This window comes from Arthrobacter sp. MYb213 (genome assembly GCF_002979915.1).
Lineage (GTDB): Bacteria > Actinomycetota > Actinomycetes > Actinomycetales > Micrococcaceae > Glutamicibacter.
In genome coordinates, this window is the sequence record NZ_PCQA01000004.1 from 281,166 (window position 1) to 297,585 (window position 16,420).

Below are 16,420 nucleotides of genomic sequence, written 5' to 3' on the forward strand. Positions count from 1 at the left end.
GAACTGTAGGATTAGTTGAGCCGTTTCATCCTATTTTGGCGGCTTCTCTCCCCGACTTCTCTCGGAAGCAGTGTCCTGCCTTGACGAACGCCCCAGAGCGCTTGAGCAAAAAGAATTTCACCACGATTGCGGTACTGATCGTATCTAGCTTCGTGGTCATCCTTAACGAAACCATCATGAATGTGGCATTGCCTGTGCTGATGGTTGAATTTGACGTCACCGCTGACGCGATCCAGTGGCTGGCAACTATCTTCATGCTCACCATGGCCGTAGTCATTCCAATGACAGGCTTCCTCTTGCAGGTGCTGAGCACCCGCAAGGTATTCCTATTGGCCATGGGCCTGTTCGCCTTGGGCACCACGCTGGCTGCCCTAGCCCCAGGTTTCGGCGTACTGCTGGTAGCCCGCGTCATCCAAGCCTGCGGTACCGCAGTAATGATGCCCTTGCTGATGACCACAATTCTTGACCTAGTTCCTCCGGCACGCCGCGGCGTACTGATGGGCAACGTGTCTATCGTCATTTCCGTCGCACCAGCCATTGGCCCGACGCTGTCCGGTTTGATTCTGCAGTACCTGTCCTGGCGTTTCATGTTCATCGTGATCATCCCAATTGCTATCCTGGCGCTGGTCATTGGCACCCCACGATTGGGTAATGAATCCGGGCAGGCAAAGACCCCACTTTCCGGGCTTTCAATCTTGTTGGCCGTTCCGGGCTTCGGTGGCCTAGTCTTCGGACTGAGCCGGTTGTCTGCCGGTGGCGCCTCGGTACTAAACGTGGGAATCCTTATTCTTGCGGTGTTGTGCTTGGCCGCATTCGCCTTCTTACAGAGCCGATTGCAGCGCGAAGATAAAGCGCTTTTGGACCTGCGCCCACTGACCTACCGCGATTTCACGCTCTCCTTGGTGCTGATGATGTTCGCTATGGTGGCGTTATTCGGCGTGATCATTCTGCTTCCAATGTTCTTCACCAATGTGCTTGGAATGGAGACGCTAACTACCGGATTGATCATGCTCCCCGGAGGCTTATTGATGGGTGTTTTGGCCCCATTTGTCGGCAGAATGTACGACAAGGTTGGGCCTCGACCGCTGGTAGTTCCCGGTGCGCTGGTGCTCACCGCGGTGTTGTTTGCCTACGCGTTGATTCTGGATTCCACCACGCCAATCTGGCTCTTGGTACTCCTGCACCTGGCAATGAGCCTCGGGATGGCACTGATCTTCACCCCGGCCTTCACCACGGCACTGAACCCACTGCCACACCACTTGCACTCCCATGGTTCGGCCCTGCTCTCAACCCTGCAACAGCTTGGTGGCGCGATGGGCACCGCGTTGGTAGTCGGCGTCGTGGCTGCGACCACCGCTTCGAAGCTTGCTGCCGGAAGTGACAAGCTTGTCGCAACGGTGGAGGGCTTCGCCCCAGGCTTCCTCGTGGGAGCTGCCTGCAGCGTGGGTATCTTGGTCATTGGATTCCTGCTGGGTGGCAAAAAAGAGCTTGCGACTCAAGAGTCTGAAAATGCTCCGGCGATGCACTAATCCATTTTTATGGCGGTTCCAATGGCCATCGGTTTGCGGGTTTCCCGGAAGCTGGTGGCCATTTCCGTCTGAGTAAAAGCTAGGTATCCATGACGCCACTGAGACAGCTTGGCTTGGTGGAAAAGCTGCTTGGCTCATGCAAATGAGCGGTTTAGGTGTTTACGGCTGAAGCGCGCTCTTACGCATGTACGAGTTTTAATGGCAGTACCTAAATACCTGACGAACAGGAATAGTGTTGACGTATACACCAGCGTCTCACTCCGAGGAATAGGAAAGAAAATGTCACTCAAAGAGCAGCTTCGAACAGACAGCATCATGCAGCTGAAGGCAGGTAACAAGATGGAACTAACCACCTTGCGCAATGTCTTGGGCGAAATTGAAACTCGTGAAAAGTCTGGCAAAACTCCTACGGAACTAAACGACGCCGAGGTGGAAGCGCTCATCCGCAAACAGGTTGCTAACCGTCATGAAACCGCGAAGACCTACACCGAAAAGGGAATCTCCGATCGAGCTGCGGCTGAAATCGCCGAGGCAACATTCCTCGAAGGATATTTACCTCAGGCACTGAGTGATGATGAGGCTCGTTCGATCGTTGATTCGGTAATGGCTGAGTTATCTGCCGAGCGTGAGCTGACCATGAAAGATATGGGCTCCGCAATGAAGCTAATCAATGCTCAGGTCGCTGGTCGTTACGACGGTAAGACTCTCTCGACGCTTGTTCGCGCAAAGCTAGCCTAACCATGTGATTGGTGGTCGGAAGCTAAACTTCTGACCGCCAATTTTTTTGGTTAACCTGCCTGGCAGGGGTCTGCGCCGGTATTCATTGAGGATCTTGCGCAACGGGTAAGGAACCAACAACGTCCTCGGCGTTTGGCCATCTCAACTAACGGATACTTCTCAAATCTTCCAGCGGCAGTTAGGCTAAATTTCACGTCAACAACGCTCAAAAGGGGATTTGATGGAACTGCGAGATACCGTCGCGCTCGTCACCGGAGGACTATCCGGTCTGGGACGAGCCACAGCACAAAAGCTTGCCGAGAGTGCCACGCACGTGGTGGTGCTGGATCTTCCTCGTGAAGATGGTGATGAAATTGCGGCCCAGATTGCTGCAAACGTTCGCTATGTTCCGGCTGATGTGACCCAAGCAGAAGATGTGGCTGCTGCGGTGCAACGAGCCACCGAACTAGGACACCTGAGAACCGTGGTGAACTGCGCAGGAGTCGCCACTCCAGGTAAGGTGCTCGGACGCGAGGGCGTTATACCACTGCAGAAGTTCGCTAAGGTCTTGGAAATTAACGTCACCGGTACCTTCAACGTGGTACGTCTGGCAGCCGAAGCTATGGCACATAGTGAAGCGGTAGTCGACGCCAACGGCACTAGCGAACGCGGAGTGATCATCAATACTGCATCGGTGGCCGCCTTTGATGGTCAGATTGGTCAGCCCGCCTATGCAGCTTCTAAAGGTGCGGTAGCCGCAATGACGCTTCCACTGGCCCGCGAACTGGCAACTCACCAAATTCGAGTGATGACGATAGCACCGGGAATCTTCCACACGCCCATGATGGATGGATTGCCGCAAGCAGCTCAGGATTCGTTAGGTGCACAGGTGCCCCATCCGTCCAGGCTGGGACGTCCCGAAGAGTACGCGGACCTAGTGGCGCACATTGTTGCTAACCCAATGCTCAACGGTGAAACGATCCGCCTTGATGGGGCCATCAGGATGGCACCGCGTTAAGCTTCCGCGCTAAGCCCGCGCTGGATTCGATGTTCTGCGTGAGCTATATGGAAGCGTCGGCTTTCGGCACAGATAAAGACGATCATCGTCATGAAGACCAGTAACGCGGCAAACCACAAGGGTGCGCTGTCTTGGCGCCAAGCACTGAACGCGGCCGATAACATGCCGAGGCCGAAACCCGCGGCGAAGGCGTGACGGCCGCGTTCTGTCTGCGCGAAAGCTACTGCCAATAGTGTCACAGCAACACTTACGATACTGATCAGCAGTAAGTGTCCTGGACTGTTCCAGCCGGCGGCAGAGAGCCACAGCTGCACGGTGAATACCAACGAAAAGCCACTGAATAAGCTCACGGGTAGATCGGTGGCAATGCGCTCTAAATGATTGCGTGCGGTCTGTCGATTCATTTGGAGCATTCCATACAACCCGAAGCCGGTAGCCAAGGTTGCAAGTATCGCTCCTGGCCAAAGCAAAAAACCGGCGGTAAAGGTCAGCGCGCAGGCCATCAACGCTGTGGCAGAGAGGCCATAGACGGTGATGGCTCGTTGCCTCCGCGAGGAAAGCTGATGAGGCAACGCCGAATAAATGGCGCTGGCGATCATCAGCACCGCAATAGCTGGCCAGATGAATGCCAAAATTTGCGAGGTGTTCAAAATATCTGTTGAGGAATCAAAACTGGTATCCAGCGCAGCGTTTAAGGAAGTGAGCAGCAACAGGACTGCGGCTAGTCCAAAAAGTCCGGAACGAACCTTGTCAAAGGTCTCTACTGCAGGATTAGGGCGACGGTCAGGAGCAGCGTAGGGCAATTGCAGGCTCTGCTTTTGTGAGGCCGCGGCAATAGCCTGTTGGGCTGAGTCCACAAGCGAACGTAAATTCTCGGTGGGCTGCGGCTCTGCCATCGGTTACCGTCCTTAGCTGTGTGCTTCAAAAACCCAGACGCTACTCGTCAGGTGTGTGCAACAGCCTAGGATAATCCACTGGCTTTTAGAAGAGGGGCTTGGTCTAGGGCGCTTCTATTAGACGTTGTTGCGAGCTGAAACTACGCGGTTTTCCGGTGAGTGGGTCGGTAAAAGAAATTGTGTGGGCCAGCAGCTGCAATGGGCGCGAGTAGTCATCTGGAGCCAAATCCCACAGCCGCGGGTAGAACGCATCATTGATGATGCCCAGCCCCAGAGATGCTAGATGGACACGTAACTGGTGGGTTTTGCCCGAAAGCGGGTCTAGCTCCATCATGGCAACTTTCAAGCCAGCATGATGACCTTTGCTAGTACCGATGGCGCCCACAGAAATTTTAGTTTGTGCGTTGGGTACGCCCTCTTCAACTGAGGAACGAAGCTGGCCCTTGAGCTTGGCCATCCGGTTTTCAAAGACCAGAGGCATTGACTGCAATAGCGCATGTAATTCTTGGGCAGTGCGCACGTTGGGGTGCTCTCCATTAGCTTCCAGCACCCGACCGGTCTCTAGATCTGCCCCAGGCTCTAGGGCAACGACCGCCTGATATTTTTTGGAGATTTTTCGATTCTCAAAAAGCATTTGATATGCACCGCGAGTTTGCGGGTTTGCCGCGAACAAGATCACCCCGGCGGTGGCTCGGTCTAATCGGTGCATGGGAACCAGATCGGGGTTCCCTACTTGGTTGCGCAGACGGACCAACGCGGATTCCTGGATGAACCGACCGCCCGGAGTGGAAGGCAAGAAATGGGGTTTGTCCAAGGCAATGAGGTGCTCATCTTGATGCAAGATTTTTGCTTCAAAGGGAATCGGAGTTTCCGCCGGCAACGAGCGGTAATACCAAATGAACTCGTGCTCGCCCAGTGTGGTGTTGATATTTAATGGAACCCCACCGAGGCCAACGATCTCCTGCTTATCAAAACGACGCATGAGACCTTCCGGATCTACATGGCCGAAGCGTTCTAACAGGTAGTCTGCGACGGTATCCCACGGCCCGTCCTTGGGCACACGCAAACGTGTTGCGTTGACGCCGTTACGTACCGGGAGTGGGGAGAGCATAGCCATAAGGGCTATTCTTTCATTTCCTGGCACGCGGGGCAGTAATAGCAGTCTCGTTCTTGCCCAGTATTCTGCGCGGCGAGTTTAAACAGTTGAATTTTAGTTCCGCAACGCAGACACGGTTTTGCTGCACGCCCGTAAACCCAGAGTGGCTCTCTACTGTGTGGATCTCCAGTAGTAACTCTTCTACCTCGATCTTTGTTCACCTGCAGCAGCCGGTGGGAGAGCTCAATGATCCGCGCTAAATCCTTGAGTCTGCCTACCGGCGTCAAAGGGTGGGTCCTGGCCAGAAACAGCACTTCGCACCGGTATACGTTACCGATTCCAGCTAACAACCGTTGGTCCAACAAGGCGTCGCCAATGCTTCGCTCGGGGTCAGCCAACAGATTCTTTCTCGCCTGCTCTGGATCCCAATCAGCGCCTAAGAGATCTGGTCCAAGGTGGCCGACTAGGTCTTGCTCGTGGTCGGTGGGAATCAAATCCACCTGAGCAATATCAAAACCGACGGCAGTGGCAGATTCGGTATAGAGCACGACTCGGGCTGTGTGCGCTGGACGTTTCCACCGTTCGGCAGGGGAATATACATCCCAGCGGCCCTCCATCAGCAAATGAGAATGCAGGGTCACCGGTTCAAAATCGCTATCGGAAGGTGGCACTAGGCGCATCAGCAGGTGTTTGCCTCGCGGGCGGACCGCGTCAACCGTATAGTCGCTGAGATCTGTCGTGGCTAATTGAGGAACTCGAAAGTCACTGCGTAGTAGCTTGTGGCCGGCCAAGGCTAGATGCAACCGAGCAGTGGCTCGATAGACGGAATCACCTTCGGGCATGAGGACTCCTGAAATTGTGGTGGCTACCGGCGGAACCGGATGCCTTGCGGGGTGGAATAAAATCCGGCGGCAAGTAGCGGCGCGGCCAACGGATGCGAACTGACCGATTCGCCGTTGACCGTGGCAATGGCAATCTTGTCTACCTTTGCGGTGCGCAACGTCGTCACCAGTTCAGAGGCAAGTAGCTGCCACGCATCTTCTGAATGCTCACCAAAGGTTAGTACGGTTCGGCCTCCACGTTCCAAATAGAAGCAGAGCGAACCATCGAGAAATCCGACTAAAGCACCAGCTTTACGCCCCGGCCGGTGCCCGGTATCGCCCACCGGCCAAGGTAATGCTCCACCATAGGGGTTTGCCGGGTCAGTGGAAGCTAAAACAGTGGCAGTGGATTTGCGGCGTGGATCATCTGGCAACACAAAACCGCGCAACCGGTCGATGGTGTTAGAAGTGGAGAACTGGGCGGCGCCGAGCTTCTCGATGAAGTATCCGCGGCGGGCATGGCCCGCTTCTTCGAGTTTGGACAGCACCCGGTAGAGCTGGCCAAATCCTCCGGGCACCGCTTCGGCAGCAACCGAACCCCGGGTGAGTACCCCATAGCGCTCTAAGAGCACCTCGGCGGTGGCATGGGCGGCGATGGTCGGGTCTGTGACAGGAGACGGGAGTAAAGCCCACCTTGCACCACCACGCAGCGAACGAGCGGACTGCCCTGCTTGTTCGCGAGCCAAACGGTTTAACCCTGACAGCCTGTTAAGTCTTGCCGCGCGTGCACGTGGGGCCGGCTTAGCGATTTTATGCGCGGTGCTGCCACCGGCAAGATAACCACGCACCGGGGTGAGCGTGTCCGGGGAGATAAAACCGGCCCAGAACAAGTTCCAACAGGACTCGGTAATTTCTTGATTGCTTGGTGGAGCCTCTTCGCTGTGCTGTAGTAGCGCCGCAATTTCTTCGGTGAAATATGCACCGGTACTTTGAAATGAATTCAGCACCTTTAAGTCCAGCGCGCTCAACTCGCTGGTATTTCCTCCGGGAAGGGTGAGCGCTGCATGCTCGGCGGTGTGTAGGGATAGCCATCCGTCCTTGCCTCCGGCGGCTCCGGCACCACAAATCAGCACATCACCAGAGCTGGTTAATTCATCTAACCAAGCACTCTGATAATTGCGTAGTCGAGCTGGAAGAATGAATGACTCAAGTGCCGAGGCAGGAAGATCTGCGCCAGCTAATTGAGCAATCACTTCGTAGACCCCATCGCTTCCGGTCAGCTGGGAGCCGACCTGCTGCCAGGCGGGCAAGAACCGGGCATAGGTGGCTTGGTCTACCGGTTCCACCTCGGCACGTAAAGCCGCTAACGAGCGGGTGCGGATAGTGCGCAAAACCTGAATATCGGTATATTCATCCCCGGAAACACCTTCCGGGACTAGCTCTAAGGGACGGAAAGCTCCTAGCGATAATCGTCCGGCGGCCACGAGTTGGTCCATCACCGGACGCAACATCGCCACACCGAGCCCCAATGCTGCTGCTAATTCGCCGGCCGTGAAAGGCGTGTGCGTGCGCGCATACCGAGAGACCAAATCCTGAACCGGCTGTGTTGCGGGTTCCAAGAATGAGGCGGGAATGCCAGTAGGTAGTGGGGTGCCTAAAGCATCACGAAGATTAGCGGCATCTTCGATGGCCGCGTAAGAGTGCTGGCCTCCCAAACGTAGGGTGAATGCGCGGCGGGTGGCGACCAAAGCTTCGGCGTGGATTCGCGCGCTCTGCTCATCAAGTGCTTCATCCTCGAGTTCCGGATGGCGTAAGCGCAGTGCAAGCTGGGCTGCGCTCATCGGTCCGAGCAGACGCAACAGATCCGCCACTCCTTCGACCCCACTGAAGCGACGGGTTGGTGCTAGATGTTGCAGCTGGTCGCCAAGCTGCGCGATCACCTGTGCGTCGAGTACCTCGCGAACGTCGTTGCGGCCCAGCAATTCACCAAGCAGCACCGGGTCAAGGCTAAGTGCCGCGGCACGGCGCTCAGCCAAAGGCGCATCAGACTCATAGAGGAACTGCGCCACGTAGCCAAAGAGCAAGGATTGTGCGAATGGGGACGGGAGTTCTGTTTGTACCTCCACCAGCCGGATGGCGCGGGAAGACACTTGGGAGAGGATTTCACGCAGCGCTGGTAGGTCATAGACGTCGTTCAGGCATTCGCGCACGGTTTCCAAGATGATTGGGAAGTCCGGGTAGTTACGCGCTACGTCTAGCAGCTGACTGGCGCGTTGGCGTTGCTGCCATAAGGGAGTGCGTTTGGTGGGATTGATTCGTGGAAGTAGTAAAGCACGCGCGGCACACTCACGGAAGCGGGCGGCAAACAATGCCGAGTTCGCTACCTGGGAGGTGACCACGTCAACGATTTCATCTGCTTCGAACGCGAAGAGTTCAGCCCCTGGCGGTTCGTCATCCATCGCGGGGATGCGCAAAACAATCCCGTCATCGGCGGCCATCGCTGAGGCGTCTAGCCCCCAGCGTTCACGTACTCGGGCCCCAATCGCTAAGGCCCACGGTGCGTGGACGGCCAGTCCGAAGGGGGAGTGCAACATGACGCGCCAGTCGCCCAGCTCGTCGTGGAAGCGTTCGATGACAAAGTTTTGATGGTTCGGCACCTGACCGGTGGCGCGTTGTTGTTCGGCTAGATAATTCAGCAGGTTATTAGCGGCGTACGAGTCCAGCCCGTTATGTTCCAGCCGTGAGGCGGCCTCCCCGCGTTCTTCGGCGAGCAGCCCGGCGGTAAATTTACCTAGCTCGGCGCCCAGCTCTACCGGGCGGCCCAGCCCATCACCGTGCCAGAACGGTAGTTTGCCTGGCTGGCCGAAGGCCGGGGTGACAAGCACCCTGTCGTGGGTGATGTTCTCAATACGCCAGCTGGTAGCTCCGAGCGCGAAGACGTCTCCCACCCGAGATTCATAGACCATTTCTTCGTCGAGTTCGCCCACTCGTTTAGGGGCTTTGTCATCTTCCGAGCCGGCGAGAAATACACCGAATAGTCCGCGGTCCGGGATGGTGCCACCGGAAATCACCGCAAGGCGTTGGGCTCCGGGGCGTGCGGTGAGAGTTCCAGCGTCACGGTCCCAGACAAGTCGTGGCTTCAACGTGGCAAACTCATCAGAAGGGTACTTACCCGAGAGCATATCTAAGGTGGCGAGGTAGACGCTGCGTGGCAGCTGCTGGTAGGGGGCGGCCCGGCGAACCGTATCAAACCAGGCCTCGACGTTTAGTTCATCCATGGCGACCGCTGCGAGCGTTTGTTGGGCCAGCACATCTAACGGGTTGGCTGGGATCACCATTTTTTCAATGGCGCCATCTCGCATGCGGGTGACTACAAGCGCGGTGGAGAGCAGATCTGCGCGGTGTTTAGGGAAGAAAATACCCTTGGACACGGAACCCACCTGGTGTCCGGCACGTCCGACACGTTGTAATCCGGAGGAGACGGAGTTGGGGGATTCGACCTGAATGACCAGATCAACTAGTCCCATATCGATACCCAGTTCCAGTGAACTGGTGGCAACTACCGCGCGTAGCCTACCGAGTTTGAGGTCTTCCTCGATTTGGGCTCGAGAATCTTTAGATACCGAACCGTGGTGCGCTCGCGCGAGCAGTGGGGCTTGCGGGTCGCTGGGCGCGGAGGATCCGGCTTGCGCCATCATTACCGCGGGAGTTGTACCGGAAGTATTCTCGGCTGAAAACCCCTCACGTTCGGCGTAGATCTCGTTGAGCCTACCGGTGAGCCTTTCGGCTAACCGGCGCGAATTCGCGAAGATAATTGTCGAGTGGTTGGCCAGAACCAGATCAACGAGTTGATTCTCCACATGCGGCCAGATGCTTGCCCCCGCGGTGGGAGAGGAACCAGGACCGAGGTCGTGGGCACCTGCCGCAGCCGGCAGGTCTGTCATATCTTCTACCGGAACGCGGACCGCTAGTTCCCATTTTTTGGTGGATTTTGGGCGCACAATATTTGCTGGCGCAGAACCTGCAAGGAATCGAGCTACTTCTTCGGGCGGCTCGACGGTGGCCGAAAGCCCAATGCGTTGGGCAGGCACCGACAATAATGAATCGAGGCGTTCTAAAGATAAAGCTAAGTGGGTGCCGCGTTTGGAACTAGCGATTGCATGCACCTCATCGATGATGATGGTGTGCACATTCGTCAAGGTCTGCCGTGCCTGGCTGGTCAACATCAGATACAAAGATTCGGGTGTGGTGATCAGAATGTCCGGCGGGTTTTTTAGCAACTGTCTGCGCACGTTCGGGGGAGTGTCCCCGGAGCGTACACCCACCGAAACCGAGGGTTGAGAGATTCCCAAGTCATGCGCTGTGGCGCGGATTCCGGCCAGTGGGGAACGCAGGTTGCGTTCAACGTCCACCCCCAGAGCCTTCAGCGGTGAAATGTAAAGTACCTTAGTGCCGGCGCCGGAGCCTTGGGTGGTTTCGGGTTCCAGCCCTGGCAGCGCTGGTTTGGGAACTTCGGCTTGGTGAAGCCGGTCCAATGCCCAGAGGAACGCCGCCAGGGTTTTACCCGAACCAGTGGGCGCAATGACCAGGGTGTGGTGGCCGCTGGAGATTGATTCCCAGGCGCCTACTTGGGCCGCCGTTGGTTCGGAGAAAACGTCAGTGAACCATTGACGGGTCGCTGCGCCAAACCTGGAAAGAATCTCGTTCATGGAATTGATACTACGTTGTGGGGACCGACAAGAAGTGGCATTATTCGCCAGCCGTAATTTCACGTAAGGCTGCCACATGTCCGACGTAGGCGTCCCGACCGGGCCTGGTTAAGGAGACTCGCATATGGCTGCGGCCTAGCTTGGTGAATCGTTCGATTTGGATATAACCGGTGTCGGTAAGTTGCTTCAGATGTTTGCTGAGTACGGAGTCTGCAACGTTCAAAGCATCACGGAGGTACGCGAACTCTGCCCATTGCACGGGCGCAAGGCTGGCGCAGATGCGCAGCCTAATCGGTGCATGGATCAGCTCGTCGAAGCGTGCCTCATTAGCTTGCTTGTTCATTTCCGTCCTTGATGCGCGAAGTGATCGTTTCCCGGCGCATGACCCACAATGCGGTGCTAAGCACAGCGAATACTGTCATGAACTTGAGTGCGACAAACAACCAGGTCTGCGGAATCCAGAAATTACTGAATTGCATCCCGGCCATCATGAGACAAACGCCAAGCATGTATTTGCCGGAGTGATTGAGCGCTGGCCGGGATTTTGCGCGCTTGCGAGACCAATAGATGTACCAAACCAACGGGGCCAAGAAAAGTAACAAAGACCAGTACCACAGTGCTGAGTTGATGACTCCGTGAAGTGAGAAGATGGCTGCACAGATCAATGCCAAGCTAAGTAATAAACCGCGTGGTGGCTCTGTAGCACTTACGCTGGCAGTGGATGCTTCCTCGGCTTGAGCGAGAAGTGCTTTAGCGTCATGAGCTGGCTGATTCTGTGCTGCCGGGTTCATGGTGGGCTCCTCTTTGTGGATTGATGCGGAAGCTTTGAATGTGAGGGAACTTAGCTAGTCACACGGATCGCTCCAGAGCGTCCTGCACTCGATCCTTATCCAACGCTCGTTGCGCGGAGGAGAGCAGCTGCCACAGAATAAAGCAGGAGATGATCCATTTGGCTCCGATAGCGCCAAGGTCCACGGCGGTCCACATGCGTAAGCAGGCTACGGCGATTAATCCCAGAAAGAAATACCAGCTGTAGGTAGCTGAACCATCGAGTACAGGGCGAGCCTTGACTCGATTTCGTGTCGAAAAAAATTGCACCAGCAGTACCGGGAGGATTAAAGCTGCCAGCCACAGGAGGGCGGTTCCTGAGATAACGTCCGCAAGGCTCAGCACTGTGCTGGCGATGAAGGCATATACGAGCAGGAAGACACGGGTCGAACCGTCAGTCGAAACCACCGTGTGAGTAGCTCGATCAGCGGTTGTCAAAAGTTCAGCTGCAGTCAGCTTATCGATCTGTTCCTGCTCATTAGTCATGACTTTCTCACTTTCCATTACGGAAAGTCTTGTCTTTCCTTAATGGAAAGTCAAGAGTAGTGTCTAAACGTGGTGGTACTTGCCGCCGGCGAGAATGTCTTGGGCCCGATAGAGCTGCTCGGTGAGGATAAGTCGCACCAGCTGGTGCGGGAAGACCAGCTTGGACAAGGACCACTCAAAGTTCGCTCGCTGATGAACCGAAGCGTCCACCCCGTAGGCCCCGCCAATGATGATGACGACATTGCGTGAAGAATCTATTGGAGCTCGAAGTGTATTCGCCAACGCGGGGGAGTCCACGTTTTTGCCACGTTCGTCGAGCAACACCACAAAATCGCGGTCATCGATCTTCGCGAGGATTCGTGCCGATTCTTCGATACGTGCCGCATCATTTTCACGCGAAGAATGGTTAAGCAACTGCCATGACAGGTCAAAAGGCTTCTTCAGGCGCTTTTCGTAGCGAGTAATTCCCTCATCTACCCAGGACTCATGCTTTTTGCCGATGGCCAATATCTTGATCGTCATGGTTCTATTGTTCCGTATAGCTCGTGGCGGAAGTTGCGTACCAACGTGCCCACTACGATGGAAGTTATGAGATCGTCGTGGAACTTCCGTCAGGGACACAAGCCTCGTGGCACACAAATATTATGGATCATTTTTGGTCTTGTGGTTGCGATGTTCTTTTTCACTCGACGAGTGCTAGTTTCCTTGCACGTCGGTGGCTGGGCTAAAGATATGGACCAACCCACATACCAGTGGGTTTTAGATCATCAAATTCCAGCACTACAAGGTACTTCGGACTTCCTATATTTCTGGGGTTCTACCCCCGGGATGACGATGATCATGCTTGTGCTGACTGGATTACTTTGTTGGTGGACGCGCGGTGTATGGCCCTTGGCGACTGTTGCATTCACCGCGCTGGTCTCGGTGTTGCTTACGGTCATTCTCAAAGCAAGCCTTCAAGTCATCCGTCCGCAGGGGATCCCCGGTGGACCAGCACCCCCAGAATCCTATTCATTTCCCAGCGGGCATACACTCAACGCGGCCGCGCTAATTGGCATTGCCAGCTATCTAGCCATTGTTTATGGTCTGCAAAGATACGCATACCTGATCAGCATCATCGCGGCCCTCTTTATACTCGCCATGGGCGCATCGCGCATCTACATTGGGCACCACTGGGTATCAGACGTAGTGGTAGGACTGCTGATCGGTGCCGCTTGGGCCGCGGTAGTTGCAATCTTGCACTTCTACTTCGTGCCTCGTAAACCCGTGCTTAGAGACCCATCACGCGGATCGGTGAACCCTTAGCCCACGCACGAATATTCTCAGCCGAATCCTGATAGAACATTTCAAACTGTTCGGCGGTCACATAACCAATATGCGGTGTAGCGATCAGCCCTCGGGTACGGGAAAGCTGATCGGCTTCCGGTAGTGGCTCCACATCAAAGACATCCAGCGCAGCAAGACGAAGTAACTGATTTTCTAATGCAGATATCAAGGCCTGAGTGTCAACAATGCGGCTACGCGAGGTGTTCACCAAAATCGCCTCGGGTTTCATCCAAGACAGTTGCTTGGCACCGACTACTCCAGTGCTTCGCTCGGAAAGCTTCAGATGGATGGTCAGTACATCGCTAGTTGCGAAGAACTCAGCTTCCGAGACCTGCTCAACACCCACCTCGGTGGCCCGAGCTTTAGTCAGATTCTGACTGTACGCAATAACGCGCATACCGAAGGCAAGACCGACCTTGGCCACGCGCGAACCAAGATTACCTAGGCCGTAGACGCCAAGGGTTTTGCCTGCCAATCCCATTCCATAGGTGGACTGCCAAGGCTTTGCCTTATCGTGCGGATTCTGCGCAGAGAACAGCTCCACGTCGAGTCTGCGGGCGGCGGCAAGGATCAAGGCCCAGGTATGTTCCACCGCATCGGTTGGTGAATACCCGGTGTGGGACACGAGCACGTTGTGTAGTCCTGCAGCAGCCAAATCAATCGAGCCGTTACGTCGCCCGGTAGAAACTAGCATTTTAAGGTTGGGTAATTTTTCGAAGCGTGCCCGAGTGAATGGGGTGCGCTCGCGCATCGCTATGATGACGTCGAATGGTAATAACGCGGCACAGACCGCGTCGTCTTCATGGCCAAGGTGCTCGGTGAACACCGTGAGCTCGGCATTAAGTTCGGCAGCCAGTCCGTCAAAATCCACGAAGTCACGAGCCGCGTTCTGATAGTCATCCAAGATAGCAATACGCATGGTTTCATCCTATGCGTGCCAAGGGTCTAAGGTCTCGATAGGGAGCCTATGAGTCATAAATATGGCGGTGCCCAGCTGGGTAAAGCGGGCACCGCCAAGAACTGCGGTCGCTTACGAAGTGACTTCGAAGGTCAGCTGGTCGGTGAAGCTACGTCCATGGACATCGGTGGCCTTCACCGTTGCCGTGTGCGAACCCACCGCTAGGTCCGAAGGTACTTCAAACCGCCATAGGTGGGTGGTTTTCTCGGCCAATCCGCCACCGTGTACGAACTGTTCGGCAATAGCTACCGGGTCGGAGAATTCGGCGCCTACGCGGGGACGTTCACCATTCAATTGCTGGGTACGTTGAGCAGTGGCTGATGCTGCGCCATCAAGGCTTACCTCGACCTTTGAACCGGTACTTCCCATCCAGAAGTTTGTGGTGAGCCAGGTGTCCTTGGACAGATCTACTTGGCTGACCGACAGTGGATCTTCCAATGCGTTCACGGTGCCGCGTGGCTTGGTGACGTTTTGCTCGTACCACGTGCGGTAGAGCGGGGTGTTAAGTCCCAGGGACATCTGCTTTGAAGTATCACCGCCGGTCACCGTGAAGCGCTCGGTGATCTTGGTGTTTTTGATATCTAGGGTCAAGACTCCGGGTGGGGTACCGTCACGCTGGATGGACGTTGGATAACCATTGTCGGTAACCCGGCCGTCATACCATTGCCCGGAAACCGCGGGGACCGTCAGATGGGTGAACGGCAACCCAGCGTCGCCCACTTCATCCTGCCATCCGGCCATCAAATCACCGGCACGTAAATTCTCCGACATGTGAGTGTGTCCACCGAGGGAAACAACTTCGCGGCCTTCGAGGATCTTATAGATTTCTTTGATCTGTTTGGTGGTGTGCTCATCGCTGTAGAAGAATTCTAATAAGGGGCTGTGCCCGGCTAAGACAATGGCCTTATTCTTTGGAACCTTTGCAATGTCGGCGCGCAACCAGTCCAGTTGTTGTTCACCAAGGTCATAGGTGTAGTCACCCTTTTTGGCTGGAACCTTGGTGGGGTAGGCAATGGTGCTCAGCGCAACGACATGTGTTTTTCCAGTGTCGTAGGAGTAATATTCTGGCCCAAACTGGGCGCGGAAGCTATCAAATTCGTGCTCCCCGTCGAGGGCGTCGTAGTCGATGTCGTGGTTCCCGGGAAGGAATCGTGCCGGTCCGTTGAGCATGGAGGTTAGCTCGCGAGTCTGGGAAAATATGGATAGGTCATCACCCACCAGATCCCCGATGAATAGTGCCCCGCATCCGGTGTAATCCGTGCGCTGTGCCAAATCGGTGAAGACACCGTTGCGGGCGAACTCAACTTCTTTGTGATTGTAGGTCTGTACGTCCGCGCCGATCAGGCAGCTTTGCTCGGGAGATTGGGTGTCAGAGCTTTGGGTGAGCGGGAAATTGACGGCTTCAGGTAACGGACCGGTTGGCGCGATCCCGCCGTATTTGAGCTCCTGTGACCCTTGGGGAAGGTGAGTATAGAAGAACTGTGCGACGTTATGTTCATCGACCGGAACTTGATAGCCACGCGGTTGGGTGACGAACATGGTCATGTTCTCAAATGCTGGCAGTTCATAGCGTCCTTGAGCATCGGTGGTTCTCACCTCGCGTCCATTGGACACGGTAACTCCGGGTCTTCCGGGTTCGTTAGCGTCCCGCTGAGAGTTGCGATTTTGATCATCGAAGACTATGCCGTCGATGGTTCGTGGTGTTTTATTTGGCTGTTCGGTGTCAGCAGGAATGACTTCGACGTGGCCACGGTAAGCGCTGCTTTCCCAGCTGGCGGCTGCGGTGTTGGCTTGTTCTGGAACGGGTGCTGAATTCGCTGCGGTGAGCGCTGCGGAGGTTGCGAGAATGACAAGCGAACCTGCGGTGATCCGTAGCGGGGTGAAACGATTGGTCTTGCCGGGTTGAGCGAGTGATTTCACGAACGTTCCTCCGGGGTAGTGACAATCGACCGGTCTGTTGGCCAGCCAGTGCCAACATTGTCAGCCGGAGGTAAATAGCAATGAGCACTGGGGTAATCTCAAATAATCAATCGCGT

14 protein-coding genes are annotated in these 16,420 nt (G+C 55.6%); 4 read left to right on the top strand and 10 right to left on the bottom strand.

Translation table 11 applies throughout. The annotated features are described in order from the left end of the window. Positions 1-80: 80 nt before the first annotated feature. From CQ011_RS11515 to CQ011_RS11525, 3 genes are all read left to right on the top strand, one after another. Positions 81-1,529: a DHA2 family efflux MFS transporter permease subunit gene (locus CQ011_RS11515; RefSeq protein ID WP_105677866.1), complete on the top strand. Its 1,449-nt coding sequence runs from the start codon at positions 81-83 to the stop codon at positions 1,527-1,529. A 279-nt stretch (positions 1,530-1,808) separates the two neighbouring features. Then, the gene (locus tag CQ011_RS11520; RefSeq protein ID WP_105677867.1) at positions 1,809-2,267 is read left to right on the top strand and encodes a GatB/YqeY domain-containing protein; all 459 of its coding nucleotides are present in this window, start codon (positions 1,809-1,811) and stop codon (positions 2,265-2,267) included. Positions 2,268-2,487: 220 nt separating this feature from the next. Continuing rightward, positions 2,488-3,264, top strand: a complete 777-nt coding sequence (locus CQ011_RS11525) for an SDR family NAD(P)-dependent oxidoreductase (RefSeq protein WP_105677868.1) — start codon at positions 2,488-2,490, stop codon at positions 3,262-3,264. On the opposite strand, the gene CQ011_RS11530 is transcribed toward CQ011_RS11525, so the two are convergent. From CQ011_RS11530 to CQ011_RS11565, 8 genes are all read right to left on the bottom strand, one after another. Further along, positions 3,261-4,160 (bottom strand): hypothetical protein, encoded by a 900-nt coding sequence (locus CQ011_RS11530; RefSeq protein ID WP_105677869.1) that lies wholly within the window; start codon positions 4,158-4,160, stop codon positions 3,261-3,263. The two genes, CQ011_RS11525 and CQ011_RS11530, sit on opposite strands and share 4 nt — an antisense overlap. 103 nt (positions 4,161-4,263) lie before the next feature. Beyond that, a complete protein-coding gene (locus CQ011_RS11535; RefSeq protein WP_105678041.1) occupies positions 4,264-5,271 on the bottom strand; it encodes a pseudouridine synthase in 1,008 nt (335 codons plus the stop codon). Between the two features lie 11 nt (positions 5,272-5,282). Then, complete coding sequence (locus tag CQ011_RS11540) at positions 5,283-6,098, bottom strand: Fpg/Nei family DNA glycosylase (protein WP_105677870.1); 816 nt, start codon at positions 6,096-6,098, stop codon at positions 5,283-5,285. A 23-nt stretch (positions 6,099-6,121) separates the two neighbouring features. Then, positions 6,122-10,786 carry an ATP-dependent helicase gene (locus CQ011_RS11545; RefSeq protein ID WP_105677871.1) on the bottom strand — a complete coding sequence of 1,555 codons (4,665 nt, stop codon included), beginning with the start codon at positions 10,784-10,786 and terminating at the stop codon, positions 6,122-6,124. Positions 10,787-10,826: 40 nt separating this feature from the next. Further along, complete coding sequence (locus CQ011_RS11550; RefSeq protein WP_105677872.1) at positions 10,827-11,129, bottom strand: transcriptional regulator; 303 nt, start codon at positions 11,127-11,129, stop codon at positions 10,827-10,829. Beyond that, a complete protein-coding gene (locus CQ011_RS11555) occupies positions 11,113-11,577 on the bottom strand; it encodes a hypothetical protein (RefSeq protein WP_105677873.1) in 465 nt (154 codons plus the stop codon). The genes CQ011_RS11550 and CQ011_RS11555 overlap by 17 nt, the downstream gene beginning before the upstream one ends. Before the next feature lie 58 nt (positions 11,578-11,635). Beyond that, complete coding sequence (locus CQ011_RS11560; RefSeq protein WP_105677874.1) at positions 11,636-12,118, bottom strand: hypothetical protein; 483 nt, start codon at positions 12,116-12,118, stop codon at positions 11,636-11,638. Positions 12,119-12,163: 45 nt separating this feature from the next. After that, complete coding sequence (locus tag CQ011_RS11565) at positions 12,164-12,622, bottom strand: 23S rRNA (pseudouridine(1915)-N(3))-methyltransferase RlmH (RefSeq protein ID WP_181148091.1); 459 nt, start codon at positions 12,620-12,622, stop codon at positions 12,164-12,166. Between the two features lie 66 nt (positions 12,623-12,688). On the opposite strand from CQ011_RS11565, the gene CQ011_RS11570 reads away from it, so the two are divergent. Then, positions 12,689-13,405 (top strand): phosphatase PAP2 family protein, encoded by a 717-nt coding sequence (locus CQ011_RS11570; RefSeq protein ID WP_181148092.1) that lies wholly within the window; start codon positions 12,689-12,691, stop codon positions 13,403-13,405. Here CQ011_RS11570 and CQ011_RS11575 read toward each other — a convergent pair. Both CQ011_RS11575 and CQ011_RS11580 read right to left on the bottom strand, forming a co-directional pair. Continuing rightward, complete coding sequence (locus tag CQ011_RS11575) at positions 13,371-14,345, bottom strand: D-2-hydroxyacid dehydrogenase family protein (RefSeq protein ID WP_105677876.1); 975 nt, start codon at positions 14,343-14,345, stop codon at positions 13,371-13,373. The two genes, CQ011_RS11570 and CQ011_RS11575, sit on opposite strands and share 35 nt — an antisense overlap. 111 nt (positions 14,346-14,456) lie before the next feature. Next, on the bottom strand, positions 14,457-16,304 hold the full coding sequence (locus CQ011_RS11580; protein WP_105677877.1) for a calcineurin-like phosphoesterase C-terminal domain-containing protein: 1,848 nt from the start codon (positions 16,302-16,304) through the stop codon (positions 14,457-14,459). Positions 16,305-16,420 lie beyond the last annotated feature (116 nt).